14 protein-coding genes are annotated in these 16805 nt (G+C 47.4%); 10 read left to right on the top strand and 4 right to left on the bottom strand.

Annotation, left to right across the window (positions count from 1 at the left end):
• Nucleotides 1–115: 115 nt before the first annotated feature.
• Nucleotides 116–1648 (bottom strand): aldehyde dehydrogenase (NADP(+)), encoded by a 1533-nt coding sequence (locus ACLIIY_RS07780; RefSeq protein ID WP_434528465.1) that lies wholly within the window; start codon nucleotides 1646–1648, stop codon nucleotides 116–118.
• Between the two features lie 18 nt (nucleotides 1649–1666).
• Entirely contained in the window at nucleotides 1667–2668 is a 1002-nt protein-coding gene (locus tag ACLIIY_RS07775; protein ID WP_434528464.1) for a 4-hydroxyproline epimerase, read from the bottom strand.
• Between the two features lie 110 nt (nucleotides 2669–2778).
• Between ACLIIY_RS07775 and ACLIIY_RS07770 the strand changes: the two genes are divergently transcribed.
• The 9 genes from ACLIIY_RS07770 (at nucleotide 2779) to tsgA (ending at nucleotide 12806) form a co-directional block, all read left to right on the top strand.
• Nucleotides 2779–4035 carry an NAD(P)/FAD-dependent oxidoreductase gene (locus ACLIIY_RS07770; RefSeq protein ID WP_434528463.1) on the top strand — a complete coding sequence of 419 codons (1257 nt, stop codon included), beginning with the start codon at nucleotides 2779–2781 and terminating at the stop codon, nucleotides 4033–4035.
• 121 nt (nucleotides 4036–4156) lie between these two features.
• A complete protein-coding gene (locus tag ACLIIY_RS07765) occupies nucleotides 4157–5230 on the top strand; it encodes a polyamine ABC transporter substrate-binding protein (protein WP_434528462.1) in 1074 nt (357 codons plus the stop codon).
• Nucleotides 5231–5335: 105 nt separating this feature from the next.
• The gene (locus ACLIIY_RS07760; RefSeq protein ID WP_434528461.1) at nucleotides 5336–6307 is read left to right on the top strand and encodes an ornithine cyclodeaminase family protein; all 972 of its coding nucleotides are present in this window, start codon (nucleotides 5336–5338) and stop codon (nucleotides 6305–6307) included.
• A gap of 56 nt (nucleotides 6308–6363) precedes the next feature.
• On the top strand, nucleotides 6364–7278 hold the full coding sequence (locus ACLIIY_RS07755) for a dihydrodipicolinate synthase family protein (RefSeq protein WP_009705942.1): 915 nt from the start codon (nucleotides 6364–6366) through the stop codon (nucleotides 7276–7278).
• A gap of 74 nt (nucleotides 7279–7352) precedes the next feature.
• Nucleotides 7353–8492, top strand: coding sequence for an ABC transporter ATP-binding protein (locus ACLIIY_RS07750; protein WP_434528460.1), 1140 nt, complete (start codon nucleotides 7353–7355; stop codon nucleotides 8490–8492).
• The gene (locus tag ACLIIY_RS07745; protein WP_434528459.1) at nucleotides 8489–9769 is read left to right on the top strand and encodes an ABC transporter permease; all 1281 of its coding nucleotides are present in this window, start codon (nucleotides 8489–8491) and stop codon (nucleotides 9767–9769) included. Before ACLIIY_RS07750 ends, ACLIIY_RS07745 begins: the two co-directional genes overlap by 4 nt.
• A gap of 2 nt (nucleotides 9770–9771) precedes the next feature.
• Nucleotides 9772–10620, top strand: a complete 849-nt coding sequence (locus tag ACLIIY_RS07740) for an ABC transporter permease (RefSeq protein ID WP_434528458.1) — start codon at nucleotides 9772–9774, stop codon at nucleotides 10618–10620.
• Nucleotides 10621–10844: 224 nt separating this feature from the next.
• Nucleotides 10845–11552 carry a purine-nucleoside phosphorylase gene (gene deoD / locus ACLIIY_RS07735; protein WP_434528457.1) on the top strand — a complete coding sequence of 236 codons (708 nt, stop codon included), beginning with the start codon at nucleotides 10845–10847 and terminating at the stop codon, nucleotides 11550–11552.
• Nucleotides 11553–11639: 87 nt separating this feature from the next.
• Nucleotides 11640–12806 carry an MFS transporter TsgA gene (gene tsgA / locus ACLIIY_RS07730; RefSeq protein ID WP_171370259.1) on the top strand — a complete coding sequence of 389 codons (1167 nt, stop codon included), beginning with the start codon at nucleotides 11640–11642 and terminating at the stop codon, nucleotides 12804–12806.
• Between the two features lie 72 nt (nucleotides 12807–12878).
• Here tsgA and ACLIIY_RS07725 read toward each other — a convergent pair whose 3' ends face one another.
• Together ACLIIY_RS07725 and ACLIIY_RS07720 are read right to left on the bottom strand one after the other, a co-directional pair.
• The gene (locus tag ACLIIY_RS07725) at nucleotides 12879–13553 is read right to left on the bottom strand and encodes a Crp/Fnr family transcriptional regulator (RefSeq protein WP_005439924.1); all 675 of its coding nucleotides are present in this window, start codon (nucleotides 13551–13553) and stop codon (nucleotides 12879–12881) included.
• A gap of 9 nt (nucleotides 13554–13562) precedes the next feature.
• Nucleotides 13563–13991 (bottom strand): hypothetical protein, encoded by a 429-nt coding sequence (locus ACLIIY_RS07720; protein ID WP_434528456.1) that lies wholly within the window; start codon nucleotides 13989–13991, stop codon nucleotides 13563–13565.
• Between the two features lie 305 nt (nucleotides 13992–14296).
• Here ACLIIY_RS07720 and ACLIIY_RS07715 point away from each other — a divergent pair, with 305 nt between their 5' ends.
• A complete protein-coding gene (locus tag ACLIIY_RS07715; protein ID WP_434528455.1) occupies nucleotides 14297–16741 on the top strand; it encodes a collagenase in 2445 nt (814 codons plus the stop codon).
• Nucleotides 16742–16805: the final 64 nt, after the last annotated feature.

The following is a 16805-nucleotide window of genomic DNA, read 5'->3' as shown; positions in this document are numbered from 1 at the left end:
TTGTATCCAATTTCTTTAGTTTATTGTTTTTCTGGATTAAGCCAACTGCAAGCGAAGGTTTTGAGATGTGGCGTGAAATAAAAGGCACCAACTGGTGCCTTTTTGAGCCAATGACTTAACTGTGAGCTGCTTTGCCATCTACTGCGCGCGCGATCTCCAATGGATTTTCTGCTTTTAACGAATCGGGCAGTAAGCTTTCTGGTAACGCTTGATAAGCCACCGGACGTAGCCAGCGGTGAATGGCTTCTGCACCAACAGAAGTCGAAGCCGAATGGGTCGATGCGGGATAAGGGCCGCCATGCACCATGGCATAACCAACTTCTACGCCTGTCGGCCAGCCATTAAATACCAATCGTCCGGCAATCTCTTCCAAACGAGGGATGAGCTGCGCTACTTGTGGGTAATCTTCTTCCGTTGCATGAATTGTCGCGGTTAGCGATCCTGCTAGCATTTCACTGAGCGAAAGCATATCAGCCACATTTTCACAAACGACGATCAACGATTGTGGACCAAAAATCTCTTCTTCCCACGCAGGATGTTTACGCCAGTTTTCACTGCTCGTAACAAAGAGAGCTGATGCCACATAAGGGGACTCCGCTTGAGAATAAGTGACGTCAATTCCGTCGTCAGAGCCTCGGCTGACGACCTGTGATTGGTAACTATCACGGATTCCGGGAGTAAGTAGAGTGGAAGGAGACTGTTGTCGAATAAGGGCTTGCGCGGTTTCAATAAACGCTTGTGTTTCCGGTGTATTCAGCGCAAACACTACGCCAGGTTTCGTACAAAATTGCCCACAGCCCATGGTCATTGAGGCAACAAATTGATCCGCTAAATCTGCTTTGGCTGTCATTGCAGAAGGGAAAACAAACGTCGGGTTAATCGCACCAAGTTCACCATAGAACGGGATTGGCTCAGGTCGCTGCTGCGCTAGGTTGAACAGGGCGCGTCCACCACCAACCGATCCAGTAAAGCCCACCGCTTTAATTTCAGGATGGCTGACTAGAGCTTGTCCTAAAGCGCGCTGATTTCCTTGTAGCAAGGTGAAAATTGCTTGTGGTAGCTGTTCTTGTTTCAGCGCTTGCTCGATACACTCTGCAACGACTTGGCTTGTACCTGGGTGCGCCGTATGACCTTTTACAATCACCGGGCAACCTGCCGCTAGGGCAGAAGCAGTATCTCCACCAGCAGCAGAGAAAGCCAAAGGGAAGTTGGATGCACCAAATACCGCGACGGGACCAAGTGCAATTTGTTGGCGACGAATATCTGGTTTAGGTAACGGGGCACGAGTTGGATCTGGCGTATCAAGAATGACTTGGTGATAACTGCCAGAATTGACTACGTCAGCGAATAAGCGAAGTTGATTAGCTGTACGAGCGATTTCTCCTGTCAGACGTGCTTCTGGAAGCGCCGTTTCTAAATGGGCTCGGGCGATAATGTCATCGCTTCTTGCTTCTAATTCACTGGCAATCGTGCGAAGCAGACTAGCACGCTTACTGTTACTTAAGCGGCGAAAATCGCGCGCGACTTTTGCTGCTGTAGTAGCGGCTTGATTGACCTCAACTTCCGTATGAACAGGAAAAGCTAAAGGGAGCGCCTCACCGGTAAAGGCGTTGGTCGCGTAAAAAATGTTGTCGGTTTGCGGGTTCATTGTGATTCCTTACTGTCCTTATTTCACTTCAAATCCATACGCGTATGGGTCTTCGTCATCCACCCAAATGGTGTTGTGTCCATACACTTGCGCCCAACCTTCGATGCTAGGCAGAATGGCTGCTCGCCCGTTCACTTCAGTGACGCCTTCAATACGTCCGTTAAACAGGTTGCCGATAATACTTTCGTGGACAAAGTCCTCACCTTGTTTAAGTTTGCCTTTGGCATGCCACTGCGCCATACGGGCACTGGTGCCTGTGCCGCAAGGGGAGCGGTCGAGGGCTTTGTCGCCGTAAAACACGGCGTTGCGAGCGGTTGCGTTTTCATGAGTAGGGCTACCTGTCCAAAGCACGTGAGAGACACCACATACGGTTGGATCGTCTGGATGCACACATTCCACCGCTTTTGAAACGGCTTCACGCACTCGGGGGGAGAGCATCAAAATCTCATCAGGTGAGTAGTGCTCAAGACCGGCATAGTTGGTTTGTGGGTCGACAATCACGTAGTAGTTGCCTCCATAAGAAACATCGACAGTGATTTCTCCCAGTCCTTCTACTTCAACGGTGACATCTTGGTGAGCAAGGTAAGCAGGAACGTTAAAGATCTTAACTGACGTGACCTTGTCACCTTTTGTTTGGTAATGCACTTCGATTTGTCCAGCAGGGACGTCAAGGATCAAACGACCTTCTTCCTTTGGTGTGATCAGCCGATTCTCAATTGCTGTGGTGACGGTACCTATTGTGCCGTGCCCACACATTGGTAAGCAGCCGCTGGTTTCGATAAACAAAATCGAGGCATCAGCATTGTCATTACAAGGCGGTAAAACGACGGAACCTGACATCATGGAGTGACCACGAGGTTCAAACATCAATGCCTGACGAATCCAATCATAGTGTTCCAAGAAATATTGGCGCTTCTCACTCATGGTATTGCCCTTAAGTGGAGGAACACCGCCCGCCACTAATCGGACAGGGTTGCCACAGGTGTGGGCATCGATACAGAAAAAGGTTCCTTGTCTCATTTTTCGCTCCTTGCTGAAAAAATGGGTTGAATCGAACAGGCTTAATGTTATCGTGATGTAAAATATATTGTATACAATCTGCTTTTTCAAATGTGACTTGGAGCATATTCATGTTGGTCAAGGAAGAAACTGGAAATCAAAATATAGCGATAGTAGGCGCGGGGATCATCGGCTTAGCGATTGGCTTAAAATTGCAGCAACAAGGGCATCAGGTGACGCTATTCGACCCGAATGGCGTGGGAAATGGTTGCTCGAAAGGGAACGCAGGACATATCGCCACTGAGCAAGTTTTTCCACTTGCAACACCGGGTCTGATTCCTCAGTTACCTAAGATGCTATTGAACCCAAAAAGTCCGGTCTCTATCCGTTGGCAAGATCTCCCTTCCACCATGGGTTGGATGCTTCGGTTCTTATCAAAAGCCAAACCATCATCGACAGAGCCTTCGACCAACGCCATCAAAAGTCTCAATTCAAGAGCAGTGAAAAGCTGGCAACAGCTGCTCGATTCCATTGAGAAAAAAGACCTGATCAAAATGGATGGCTCGTTATTGACCTTTGAAAGCGAGCGGCTGTTCGAACGTTATCAAAGTACGCTAGAAGAGCTAAAAAAACACGATGTGAAGTATCAAGTTTGGACGCAGAAAACCATCCGTGAACAACTTCCCGAGATCAGTCGCCAAATTCGTCATGGTGTGTTTTTTCCTGAGACGGGACATACAATAGACCCTTATTCCATCTGCGTTGAGCTCTATGATGCCTTTGAGAAGCAGGGGGGAACCATTGTTAATAAAACGATTGATGCTCTAAGTAAATCGGGGCAAGTGTCGGTGGAATCAAGTCAATATTTATTCGACCGTATCATCGTTGCTGCCGGGGTGCATTCCAAGCCTTTAGTGGAGCAATTAACTGGTATCGCTGTGCCTATTCAAGCCGAGCGAGGGTATCACTTAATGATGGATGATAAACGGCAAGCGCTGCCGTTTCCGATCAGCTCTGCCGACCGAAAATTTATCATGACGCCGATGGCGAGTGGGCTGCGTTTAGCGGGAACAGTAGAGTATGCGCACGTAGAATCTCCTCCGAATATGAAGCGTGCCGAGATGCTGTATCAACAAGGTGATGCGATGTTCGAAAGTGGATTAAACCCACTCAAACAACAAGAAAAGTGGATGGGAAATCGACCTTCAACGGTGGATTCGTTACCTGTGATTGACCAGATTTGCGAAGGAAAAGTGCTGCTGGCATTTGGACATCAGCACCTTGGATTAACCCAAGCTGCAATCACCGCCGAACTCATTTTGGAGCTTGTTGAAGGTAAAAGCCCATCGGTTGATCTTTCACCATTTATGCTCAAGCGATTCGCTTAAAAAATTTTAAGATTAAATATTGTATAAAATATATTTAATGCTAATGTTAACGAAAATTTAACAACAAGGTGTCCAGCAGCCGTATCCGGATACCTCCAGAAAACGACCAAAGGAGTAAAACATGTCACGAATGACGAAAGCACCACTGGCGATGTTGATTTCAGGAATGCTGTTGGGGACCTATGCATACGCAGAAGAGAAATTAACGATTGTGTCTTGGGGTGGTGCGTTTACCAAGAGCCAAGTTGAGGCGTATCACAAACCTTTTATCAAAAAGACGGGTGTAGAGATTGTCTCAGAAGACTTCAGTGGTGGTTTAGCCGAAATCAAAGCGCAAGTAGAAGCCAATAATGTGCGCTGGGATCTGGTATCACTAGACAAACCAGACATTGTACGCGGCTGTGCAGAAGGGCTTTTAGAGCCTGTTAATCCGAGTATTTTGCCGCCGGGTGCGGATGGGACACCAGCAGAACAAGATTTCATTGAAGGGGCGATTCACGAATGCGCAATCAACTCGATTGTGGTCTCGACGGTGCTTGCCGTTAATGAAGAGGCATTTAAAGGCAAAGCCGCACCAAGCAAGTTGACCGACCTTTTTGATTTGAACACCTTTCCTGGTCGGCGTGCGCTGCAAAAGCAGCCTCAAGGTAACTTAGAGTGGGCACTGCTGGCGGATGGTGTGAAGCCTGAAGAGGTTTATGCTTTGCTGGAGACCGAACAAGGGCGCGAGCGAGCATTTGCCAAGCTCGATACCATCAAATCACAAGTGTTGTGGTGGACCACAGGTGCTCAGCCACCACAAATGCTCGCCGACAAAGAAGTGGTAATAGCCTCGGCATTTAACGGTCGTATCCATAATGCCAGACAAGATGAAGGTCAACCATTTCGCATCATTTGGGACCACCAAATGGGATACATGAACGGCTGGGCGATTCCAAAAGGCAGTGCGCACACCAAGTTAGCGCTCGATTTCATCGCTTTTTCGTCGGGCACCAAGCCTTTAGCTGACCAAGCAAAATACGTTGCCTATGGTCCAACCCGCAAATCGTCATCGGCGCAGGTAAGTCCTGAGATTTTGGCAAACCTGCCTACCGCACCGCAGAACTTTAAAACAGCCTTTTTGATTGATGACGAGTGGTGGTCGGATTATGCCGATGAACTCAATGAAGAGTTTAATACGTGGCTGCTTAATTAGGCGTTAACTAAGCACTAACTCAGTTGAGTGTTACGTCTGAAGGGGCGGGCTTGATAATCAAAAGTTCCGCCTCTGATGTCCCCCCTTATTTGCTTTGGAGAAACCATGAACGTTATCGATGCGCAGCAAGTTGCCACGTGTTTGAGCATGAAGTCATTGATTGAAACCATGCGAGAAACTTATGCCCAGCCAGCTGCTATTCCCCAACGAAGAGTGATGCCTTTGGAAGAAGGTAAGTATGAAGCATTTGCTTTGCTGCCCGCATGGAACCAAGACTTAATCGCGGTTAAAGCTTTTACCTATTTTCCGCAAAACCCAGCAGATGGCAAAGATACGCTGGCTTCCAAAATCTTGGTGTTTAAAAGAGAAGACGGTCAACCCGTCGCATTGGTCGATGGAAAAGTGCTGACTTTTTGGCGTACAGCGGCGGCCTCTGCATTAGCTGCGGATTACCTAGCGCGTGAAAACGCCTCTCGGTTGCTGATATGCGGAACTGGCAATCTGGCACCATATTTTGCGTGGGCGTATGCTGCGGTTCGGCCGCTTAAACAGGTTTATGTTTGGGGACGAAGCTTGGACAAAGCGATGGCTACCGTTGATCGCATTGTCTCTTCGCCAGAGTATCAATCCTTGCCAATCGAACGTCAGTTTGCGGTGTCGGTGGTTGAGAGCGTCGATGAGACTCTTGAACACGTTGATATCATTAGTTGTGTAACCGCTTCCGCTACACCACTGTTTGATGGTGCAAAGGTTCTACCCGGCACACATATCGACTTAGTGGGTAATCATGATTCGGATAAACGAGAGTGTGACTCGACAGTTGTGCAGCGCGCACTGGTGTATGTCGACAGCCGTATCAATGTGTTAGCGGAAGCAGGGGATTTACTGATCCCAATCCAAGAGGGCGTGTTTAACGCCGAGCAGATTAAAGGAGAGTTGCCACAGCTTTGCGCCAAAGAAGTGAGAGGGCGTCAGAGTGATGAGGCGATCACCTTATACAAATCGGTGGGCAGTGCCTTAGCCGATTTAGCCGCTGTACAAGCGGTATTGAAAGAAAGCGGCATCAGCCTAGTTTGAGCATTTTCGCTCGCCTTCTAAAATTGCATACAATATACATATAGGGAAGAAAGTTAATGAAAGTAGAATGGAAAGGTGTCTATCCAGCGGTCAGTACTCAGTTTCGTCACGATCAGTCAATTGATTTAGATGCAACACAAACCGTTATCGATAACCAAATTAAGGATGGCGTCAACGGCATCATCTGTTTGGGTACAGTAGGAGAAAACTGCGCCTTGTATCCAGAAGAAAAACGTCAGGTATTGCAGGCAGCACAAGAAGTGGTCAATGGTCGTGTACCTTTGATTGCTGGTACGGCAGAGTCCATTACCACTGCAGCGATTGACTATATGCAAGACGCTCAAAAAATCGGTATTGATGGCTGTATGGTGATGCCTGCAATGGTGTACCGTACATCAGAAAGCGAGACTTTTGATTACTACCGCACTTTGGCGCAAGCGACGCCAGAAATGCCTATTATGATTTACAACAACCCAGTTTCTTACGGGGTGGATGTCAATCTCGACATCATGGCGAAGTTGGCTGAATTTGAAAGCATTGTGGCGGTGAAAGAATCCACCACGGATACGCGCCGCATTACGGAACTCTATAACCAATTTGACGACCGCTTTACCGTGTTCAGCGGCGTTGATGACATTGCGCTTGAATCACTAATGCTTGGTGCAACAGGCTGGATCTCTGGCTTGACCAATGCATTCCCTGAAGAGTCAGTAGCGATTTACAAGTTGGCAAGTCAAGGTCGTTACGCAGAAGCGTTGGAGATTTACCGCTGGTTCCTACCATTGCTGCGTTTAGACACCATCCCAACTTTGGTTCAGTGCATCAAGCTGGCGGAGCAAGTGTGTGGACGCGGCTCTGAGCAAGTTCGTGCCCCTCGTCAAATCTTGCAAGGCGCAGAGCGTGAACAGGTGATTCAATTGGTCGAGCATGCGCTTGCTACTCGTTTAGACCTAACTAAATACAATTTATAACCAAGCTGCTTAGCAGGGCGTTAACTGACGCTCTGCTTATTCTTGATGTTCAAAAAAGTGAGAGGAGGGAAGCCATGAATTCGGCGAACAAGGACTATGTCAGCTTTCAACACGTTAAGAAAACCTACGATGGCACCAACTTGGTTGTAAAAGATTTTAACTTAGATATTGCCCCTGGTGAGTTTGTCACCATGCTTGGACCTTCCGGCTCGGGCAAAACCACGTGCTTAATGATGCTGGCAGGGTTTGAAACTGCCACTGGCGGCGAAATTTATATTGATGGGGTGCCGGTGAACAACCTTGCTCCGCATAAGCGAGACATCGGCATGGTATTTCAAAACTATGCGCTCTTTCCCCATATGACCATTGCTGAAAACCTTGCCTTCCCGCTGAAGGTTCGCAAGCTCGACAGTGAAAACATTGAGAGTAAAGTGCAAAGCGCATTAGACATGGTGGAGCTAGGGCACGTTGCCAGTCGTTATCCCAAGCAGTTATCTGGCGGTCAGCAACAGCGCGTCGCCCTCGCCAGAGCCTTGGTGTTCGAGCCAAAACTTGTGTTGATGGATGAGCCGTTGGGTGCGTTGGATAAGCAGCTTCGCGAGCAAATGCAGATGGAAATAAAGCATCTTCACGAAAAGCTCGGCATCACCATTTTGTACGTGACGCACGATCAAGATGAAGCGCTGACGATGTCTGATCGCATTGCGGTGTTTAACCATGGCGAAGTGCAGCAATTGGCGCCGCCAACTGAGTTGTACGAATCGCCAAGCAATGCGTTTGTGGCGCAGTTTATCGGTGAGAACAACCAACTTACCGGTATTGTAAACACGTTAGATGATACTCGTTGCCAAGTGCAGGTCGGGAAAGCGGCATTCAATGCGAAACCTGTAAGAGTCAAAGAGCGAGGGCAGAGCACCACGCTTTCGATTCGACCGGAAAAAATCATCCTTCAGTCTGATGGCGATCAGTGTGATAACCAAGTTTCCGGTATCTTGCGTGAGCTCATTTACCATGGTGACCATTATCGCTTAGTGGTTGACGTTGAGACGGTGGGTAAACTCGTCGTCAAAGTGCCAAATGACAATCGCACCCATCTCTCACTTACTCCGGGCGCACAATGCCGCATCGGCTGGCAAAGTGAAGATTGTCACGCCCTTGATTGCTCACAACCTCAATCTCAACCGCAAACGGAATGCAATGAGGAGGCAGCATGAGTCGAGAGCTAACCTCATTGGACTCGGTATTGGAAATCGAGCGCCAAGTTCATGAGCAAGAACACGATCTCAAAGCTCAGCTGCAAAAAGCAGAACGGAGAAAAACCATCCGTTCGATCATGCTTACTGTGCCCTTGGTGTGTTTCATTTTAATCACCTTTGCATTTCCCATCTTAGAAATGCTGTATCGCAGTGTCGACAATCGAGCCATACCTCAAGTATTGCCAGAAACAATTCAAGCGCTGGAAAGCTGGGACTATCGAGGTCAGCCGCACCCAGAAGTGATCGCTGCGTTTTCTCATGAGCTATTGGGTTTGTATCAAAGCAAAACGCTGCCAAAAATCGCCAATCGCATGAATATTGAAGTTTCCGGAATGCGTAGCTTAATGATGAAAACCGGGAGAAAGTTATCTCGCCTTGAATCATTGCCAGCATCGATGACTGAGTTGTCTAAGCTAGATAAGCGCTGGGCAGAAACCAAGTATTGGGCGGCGTTTAAGAACCTCAGTGGTGCCATAACATTGAGCCACTATTTAGCGGCATTAGACATGCAAGTGAATGAGTTTGGTGAAATTGAAGCGCAACCAGAAAAACGCCAGATCTACGTCGACCTTTTCTTTAAAACCTTTTGGATGTCGGTCTTAATCACGCTCATTTGTTTGGTGATGGCATACCCCGTAGCGTACTTGCTAGCAAACTTACCAGATAAGCGCGCAAACCTATTGTTGATCGTTGTTCTTCTACCATTTTGGACTTCGTTACTTGTTCGGACTACGTCTTGGATTGTGTTGTTGCAAAACCAAGGTGTCATTAATGACTTACTGATTTGGTCTGGCTTAACGTCGGAACGGATTCAAATGATCCACAATACGTTTGGCACCGTGGTATCGATGGTTCACATCCTTTTGCCGTTTATGATTTTACCGCTCTACAGCGTGATGAAGGGCATTAGTCCGACTTACTTCCGCGCGGCTCGTTCACTCGGTGCCACGCCTTTAGTCGCATTTGCCAAAGTTTATATGCCGCTGACGCTACCCGGTATTGGCGCTGGTGCGCTGTTGACCTTCATTCTTTCCATCGGTTTTTACATCACGCCAGCATTGGTGGGTGGACGAAGCGGACAGATGATTTCCAACATGATTGCTTATCACATGCAAACCTCGCTGAACTGGGGCATGGCAGGGGCTTTAGGCGGTCTATTGTTGTTTGTGGTGTTAGCGCTGTTTTATGTGTTCAACCGCGTCGTGGGTATTAATAATATCAAGGTAGGGGGGTAATCATGGGACTGCCGAATTATGCATCCAAAGGCGAGAGAGTTGCCTACGCTGGGTATTTAGTTTTTTGCGGCTTAGTGCTGTTTTTCCTTATTGCACCGATTTTAACCATCATTCCTCTGTCGTTTAATGCCACACCTTATTTTACCTTTACTGAGGGCATGCTGAATCTTGATCCTGAGGCGTATTCAGTGCGATGGTATCAAGAGATGTTCACCAACGAGCAGTGGTTGTTAGCACTCAAAAACAGTACCTTCATCGCTTTGATGGCGACTTTGATTGCTACAGCGCTTGGCACATTAGCGGCACTAGGATTAGCCAGCAGTAATTTGCCGTTTCGCAATGCTATTATGGCGCTACTGATCTCGCCAATGATTGTTCCGGTGATCATCTCGGCGGCAGCTATGTATTTCTTCTATACACGCTTAGGACTGTCCCAGACATACATCGGCATCATTTTGGCTCACGCTGCACTTGGTACACCGTTTGTGGTGATCACGGTAACGGCAACACTTAGTGGTTTTGACCACAGCTTAGTTAAAGCCGCTGCTAGCCTTGGAGCTAATCCGGTATATACCTTTAAGCATGTGACTTTCCCTCTGATACGTCCGGGTATGATCTCCGGTGGCTTGTTTGCTTTCGGCACTTCGTTTGATGAAGTGGTGGTTGCGCTGTTCTTAACAGGGGCGGAGCAAAAAACCGTACCAAGACAAATGTGGTCTGGCATTCGCGAGCAAATCAGTCCGACCATACTTGCCGTCGCGACACTGTTGATTTTTATGTCGGTGTGTCTACTCATCACGCTAGAAATACTGCGCAGACGAAACGTGCGTATCCGCGGCATTCAAGAATAAATCTGGTTAAAGCAACAAGCCATTTTGCGGTTACCCTGAGCTTTCTCTGCAAAGAATTACTCACTTTTTTGATCGAATGCGCCTCCTTGTGGGCGCTTTTTTCGTTGAATACTGACGCTTTGCTCAGTTATGAGAGCTCGTACTTTCAAACCGGACTTTTGTCCTGAAACTTTGTCCTGCTTCCTCATTATGATTGCGCCATCAGAACGAACGAGGAAAACATTATGACTGCTCATATCGCAGGTTCTGCAGAAGATTTTGCTTCAACTGTTATCATGCCGGGCGATCCGCTACGCGCGAAATACATCGCTGAAACCTACCTAGATCATGCCAAACTGGTTACGGACATTCGTAACATGCTGGGCTACACCGGTTATTACAAAGGTCAGCGCATTTCAGTGATGGGGCACGGCATGGGCATTCCATCAATGGTGCTTTATGGTCACGAGCTGATTAATGACTTTGGTGTGAAACGCATCATCCGAATCGGCAGCATCGGCGCGACGCAAAAAGACGTTCACATGCGTGATGTTATCCTAGCCCAAGCGGCAGGCACAGATTCACCGACGAATGCTAAGCGCAGCAGTGGCTACCATATGGCAACGTCTGCAACGTTTGAACTGCTGCACAACGCTTACATGTCTGCGAAAGAGAAGGGCATTGATGTCAAAGTGGGTAACATCTTCACAGGCGATCTTTACTACGATCCGGATGAAGACATGATCCCAGCCCTAGAGCGCTTTGGCGTGCTTGGTGTGGATATGGAAGTAGCGGGCTTGTACGGCTTAGCACACCAATTCGGCATTGAATCGCTGGCGATTTTGACCGTGTCTGATCACTGCATTACTGGCGAAGAAACCACAGCAGAAGAGCGTCAGCTTTCTTTCAACAACATGATTGAAATAGCGCTGGAAACTGCGATTAAAGCTTAACCCTACAATTAAGTTTTCTTTGAGAGTTGGCTCGCTGGCTCTCTCTAATACTAAGAACATCTATCTCATGAGCCCTTGGAGTGAATTATGAAAAATAAAATAACACTCACCGCAATTAGCTTTCTCGCCAACTTCATCATGGCGGGTTTTGCGACCCAATTTGGTATGTTGGTTGAACCGCTTGCAAATACTTTTGATGCGAACGTTAACGAAGTCGCATCGATTTTCTCGCTGTTAAACGGCGGAGCACTTGCCGGCACGATCGCGGCTTTCTTTTTGATTGAAAAAGTCGGCATCAAACGCATGACCGTGCTGTGTTACGGTGCGATTGCCGCTGCGGCACTGAGCCTATACGTTGCGCCTTCTCTGTTTATCGTGATGCTCGGCATGACCGTAATTGGTTTCTGCGGCGGTGTCGGTCTTTGTATCGCGGGTACTATCGTGGTATCGGTATGGAAAGACAAAATTCAAAGCACCATGCTGGTGGTTCAAGACGCGACCTTTAACATTGCAGGCGTCGTCTTCCCATTGATCACCACTTATGCACTGACGAACGCAATGAACTGGAGCATCAGCTACCTGAGCGTAGGTGTAGTGGCGTTGGCAACTATGTTTGTTGCTCTGCTGACCAACTTTAACCAATGTGGTGGTGAAAGCGGCGCTGAGCAAGAAGCAAAATCTGAATGGAACTTCGGCATCATCAGCGGTGGCGTAGGTTTGTTCCTAGGTATGCTTGCGTTGTACACCTTCCTAACTTGGGCACCAATGTTCGTGAAAGAGAAGTTTGATATTCCATTTGAGCAAGCAGGCAATATCATCACTCAATACTGGTCTGCCGCTCTGGTTGGTGCATTGGTTTCTACCGTGATTGTTTCGCGCATGAAGATTCAGACATTTCTACTGACTATCATCTCGGTTGCTATGGTGATCACTAGCGTTATCGTCACCACGGATAAACTAGAATGGCTGTCATACCTGACTTACGGTTACGGCTTTGCTTGTGCAGCGCTTTACAATGCTTTCATCGCTTATGGTGTATCGTTTGTGCGCAATGCAACCAGTAAGAACGTGTCTTACATCTTAATCAGTGGCAGTGCGGGCGCGATGTTCAGCCCAGCCATCAGTTCAGTAATGGAAAGTGTGGTTGGTCTGCAAACCGTGATGTACGCCATTCCAGTTATCTACGCAGTAGTCGTCGCAATGCTGGTGGTTTCAATGAAATTTAAGACAGTAGAGCAAACGCAAACCGCTTAAATGAAGTTAAGTAAGAGAACAAAAAGGTCTGCACTGTGCAGACCTTTTCTCGTTTATAAGTGAAGAACTCAGCTATTCTTCAACAAAATTACGCAGTCCGTCCAAGTCGAGAATACGTAATCCTTTCTTTTCTTTAGCGATAAAGCCTTTGTTTTCAAGCTCTTTCACTGCGCGACGATACACACGGTCTGAGGTAGCAAATCGCTCCGCTTCCAAATAGTTCTTTTGGAATCCATCCACTGGCAGGTCATTTAAATACTGATGATAAATGTCGTACGCCACGTTATAAGTGATTGGGTAAAGTAATCGGCGAGAAAGAATCTCCACCGTATCTTGGTAATCAATCGCGATGGCGCTGGCAAAGTAAAGCGACAGTCGAGGCTGTTCTAACAAGCATTTTTGCAGCTTTTGCGCGTCAATAATCGCAACTTCAACCGGTTCTACCGGAACGATGTCCATTTGGCAGCGGTAGCCAGTAAAGAACTCCATCTCACCAAAGACTTGTTGTTCACACTCAAGCGTACCAAGCAGAAAGGTTTTGCCGTTTCTTGCTGTAACGCCCATAGAGATGCGCCCTGAATCGACCAGGTATAAGTTTTCGACATGCTCACCTTGGGTGAGGAGCTTTTCGTTTTCATCAAAAATTCGGCGCGTACAGATGCAATCTCGGATCGTTTTTTCGATGAGATGCTTATCTTCACTCCATTGCGCCTCAAAGCGTCCTTTACCTAGGGTTTGTAATTGCATCGACGTACCTTAAATGACAATTCCCGCGAGCTCAAAACGTGCCATTAATGGCTTGCTCTCTTGCTGATACCAACTTGCTGGCATGTTGGGTTTAAGCTGGGTTTTTTCTTGTTTGCTGATCACAACATAGCGCAAAAATGTGTCGAGTGTGCTCGCCATTATTTCAAAGCTCATGTCGCCATCTTTACTGATGGTTTTTAATAGTCCAACGACCGTATCTTCCGGTATCAATGGTTCGACAACCGCATGTTTGCGTTCGGTAATCGTCTTAGAGCAAGGTAGTGATGCTCGGGCAGTTTCCCAACACACTTTATTGGTTTTACTCACGAGGTTGTGTTTGTAGCAGTAATAGCTAAACAAAAAGCGTGACAGGTTTTGCCAGCGCTCAGCTTGAACTTCTAACCAAAGGTGTTGCAGCTCGATATCAGCGTCAGTCATGGGAATGCGTCAGAAAAGGAAAAGAGGGCGTAGTGTAACTTGCTTTTAAATGAACACCAATGCTCGCTTACATGCCGCACTAATAGCTAGCCGACAAACCTTCATCAAGCAAATAGATTTTATAAAGTTCGTCTTCTGGCAGATTGAGTACTAGAAACTGAGACCAAAGCTCTTGAATGTTAATGAATTGTTTCTTTTAAAGCTCAAGGCGCTTTATATGAGAGTGCTCTTTGTCGTGAGAAGAGTAAATGGTGATGCCTAAGTGGTAACGGCATTTAAGGAACTCATCATATAGAAGAATAAAGATGGAACTAAAAAATCTCACCGTCGCAATGGCGACCTTCTTTGCTAGTACGAATGCGCTTGCTTTAAGTGAGCCATCGCAGCAAGTCACAGAAATATATCAACATCACGCTCATCAAAGCGGTAATGATAGAGCGTTGCCAGATTATGCACCAACTAAGCTGCTTCCCCAGCAACCGAAACCGACCCTTCGTACCCTTTCTACTCGGTCTGCGGAGCAGGCCGCAAACGTGTGTGATGTAGAAGCTTTCACTTCGAACAGTAGCAACGATGTGCTCAACGCAATCAAAACCCAAGGATCAACTTGTGTTAATGCGCTTTTCTCAGCCGAGAGTCGAATACAAGAAGCGGCGTTCGAATCTGGGCACATGTACAACATTGCAAAGCACACGACCAGTTTAGCGAAAGCCTACGCTGGGGGCGGCAGTGATGAGCTTGAAGCTTTGTTCCTGTATTTACGAGCGGGTTATTACGCTGAGTTTTACAACAGCAAGGTCTCGTTTCTTTCTTGGGTGACACCTGCAGTACAAGAAGCCGTCGATGCCTTTGTTAATAATGCGAACTTTTATGAGAACAGTGACCCCCATGGCAAGGTGCTCAGTGAAGTCATTATCACTATGGACAGTGCAGGGCTCCAGCATGCCTACCTACCACAGGTTACGCAGTGGCTCACTCGCTGGGACAGTCAATACGCTCAGAACTGGTACATGCGGAATGCAGTGAATGGCGTATTTACCATTTTGTTTGGTGGTCAGTGGAATGAACAATTTGTGCAAACCATTGGTAATCAGACTGAGCTTGTTAAGGCACTAGGGGACTTTGCGTTACGCTCGTCAGCTATCGGTGCGAGTGATGAGTTTATGGCAGCGAATGCTGGTCGTGAGTTAGGGCGATTAACCAAATATTCCGGTAGTGCTTCCAGTACAGTGAAAAGCAAACTGACCGAGATCTTTGCTCAATACGAGATGTACGGTAGAGGTGATGCCATTTGGCTTGGCGCTGCCGATACGGTCTCTTATTACGCGGATTGTAGTGACTATGGAATTTGTAACTTTGAGTCCCAGTTGAAAGGCTTGGTACTTTCTCAATCGTACACGTGTAGTCCTACCATTCGAATATTTTCGCAGAACATGACGCAAGAGCAGCACGTCGCGGCTTGTTCGAAGATGGGGTACGAAGAAGGGTATTTCCACACTTCACTTGAGACAGGAAGACAACCTGTTGCGGATGACTACAACACGCAATTGCAGGTCAACATCTTTGATTCAAGCGATGATTACGGCAAATACGCAGGACCGATTTTTAACATCAGTACCAACAATGGTGGGATGTACCTTGAGGGCGATCCATCAACGCCGGGGAACATCCCTAATTTTGTTGCTTATGAAGCGCCTTACGCCAATCCGGATCACTTTGTGTGGAACCTAGAGCACGAGTATGTTCATTACCTTGATGGACGATTTGACCTTTATGGCGGCTTCGGTCATCCAACTGAAAGAATCGTGTGGTGGAGTGAGGGCATTGCCGAATATGTGTCGAAGGAGAACGATAACCAAGCTGCGATAGACACCATCAAAGATGGGTCAACGTTTACGCTCAGCGAGATCTTTGAGACCAGTTATGATGGCTTTGACGTCGATAGAATTTATCGTTGGGGTTACTTGGCGGTTCGATTCATGTTTGAGCGACATAAAGACGACGTTAATCAAATGCTGATAGAAACTCGTCAAGGCAATTGGGCAAATTACAAAGCAACCATCAATCAGTGGGCAATCTTATATCAGAGCGAGTTTGAACAGTGGCAACAAACTCTTGTTTCTGGTGATGTTCCTAATGCAGTCATAACCGCAAACAGTGAGGGCAAAGTCGGTGAAAGCATTACATTTAGCAGTGAAAACAGCACGGATGCAAACGGGAAGATCGTCAGCGTCTTGTGGGATTTCGGTGATGGCACGACCAGCACACAAACCCAGCCGTCGCACCTATATGGCAGTGAAGGGCAGTACACGATCAGCTTAACCGTGACTGATAATGATGGGCTAACGGCAAGCACGACACACAGTCTTACCATTACGGCGCAGGGCGGTTCTGATGCGCTACCACAAGATTGTGCAGTGCAAAGTAAAATCAGTGGTGGACGCTTAACTGCGGGACAAGCAGCGTGTTTGGCGACGCAACAAACCATTTGGTTGAGTATCCCAGCGGTCAATGAGCACACCAGTATGGCAATCACCACGGCAAATGGGGTAGGCGACCTGAAAATTGAGTACAGCAATGATGGTTGGCCAAACGGTTCAAATCACCATGCGTGGTCAGACAATGCGGGTAATGCTGAGTGTATTACCTTGTCCAATCAGCGCAATTACTGGGGGTACGTTAAAGTCTCTGGTGAGTTTGAAAATGCCGCGATTGTAGTGGACTTTGATACCTCAGGTTGTCGTCAGTAAACATTGTTTCTGTTAATTAAGATCAACTGGTCCTAGTAACAACAGAAAATGAAACGCCCAGCAC

It is taken from the genome of Vibrio sp. K4 (assembly GCF_051122595.1).
In the GTDB taxonomy this organism is placed as follows: domain Bacteria; phylum Pseudomonadota; class Gammaproteobacteria; order Enterobacterales; family Vibrionaceae; genus Vibrio; species Vibrio owensii.
Note: the sequence above shows the minus strand (reverse complement) of the source record. Positions and strands in the feature narration are given on the sequence as shown.

Excerpts from the sequence above, each read along its gene's own strand:
- ACLIIY_RS07780 (WP_434528465.1), bottom strand. The coding sequence starts at position 1,648 with ATGAACCCGCAAACCGACAACATTTTTTACGCGACCAACGCCTTTACC.
- ACLIIY_RS07775 (WP_434528464.1), bottom strand. The coding sequence starts at position 2,668 with ATGAGACAAGGAACCTTTTTCTGTATCGATGCCCACACCTGTGGCAAC.
- ACLIIY_RS07770 (WP_434528463.1), top strand. The coding sequence starts at position 2,779 with ATGTTGGTCAAGGAAGAAACTGGAAATCAAAATATAGCGATAGTAGGC.
- ACLIIY_RS07765 (WP_434528462.1), top strand. The coding sequence starts at position 4,157 with ATGTCACGAATGACGAAAGCACCACTGGCGATGTTGATTTCAGGAATG.
- ACLIIY_RS07760 (WP_434528461.1), top strand. The coding sequence starts at position 5,336 with ATGAACGTTATCGATGCGCAGCAAGTTGCCACGTGTTTGAGCATGAAG.
- ACLIIY_RS07755 (WP_009705942.1), top strand. The coding sequence starts at position 6,364 with ATGAAAGTAGAATGGAAAGGTGTCTATCCAGCGGTCAGTACTCAGTTT.
- ACLIIY_RS07750 (WP_434528460.1), top strand. The coding sequence starts at position 7,353 with ATGAATTCGGCGAACAAGGACTATGTCAGCTTTCAACACGTTAAGAAA.
- ACLIIY_RS07745 (WP_434528459.1), top strand. The coding sequence starts at position 8,489 with ATGAGTCGAGAGCTAACCTCATTGGACTCGGTATTGGAAATCGAGCGC.
- ACLIIY_RS07740 (WP_434528458.1), top strand. The coding sequence starts at position 9,772 with ATGGGACTGCCGAATTATGCATCCAAAGGCGAGAGAGTTGCCTACGCT.
- deoD (WP_434528457.1), top strand. The coding sequence starts at position 10,845 with ATGACTGCTCATATCGCAGGTTCTGCAGAAGATTTTGCTTCAACTGTT.
- tsgA (WP_171370259.1), top strand. The coding sequence starts at position 11,640 with ATGAAAAATAAAATAACACTCACCGCAATTAGCTTTCTCGCCAACTTC.
- ACLIIY_RS07725 (WP_005439924.1), bottom strand. The coding sequence starts at position 13,553 with ATGCAATTACAAACCCTAGGTAAAGGACGCTTTGAGGCGCAATGGAGT.
- ACLIIY_RS07720 (WP_434528456.1), bottom strand. The coding sequence starts at position 13,991 with ATGACTGACGCTGATATCGAGCTGCAACACCTTTGGTTAGAAGTTCAA.
- ACLIIY_RS07715 (WP_434528455.1), top strand. The coding sequence starts at position 14,297 with ATGGAACTAAAAAATCTCACCGTCGCAATGGCGACCTTCTTTGCTAGT.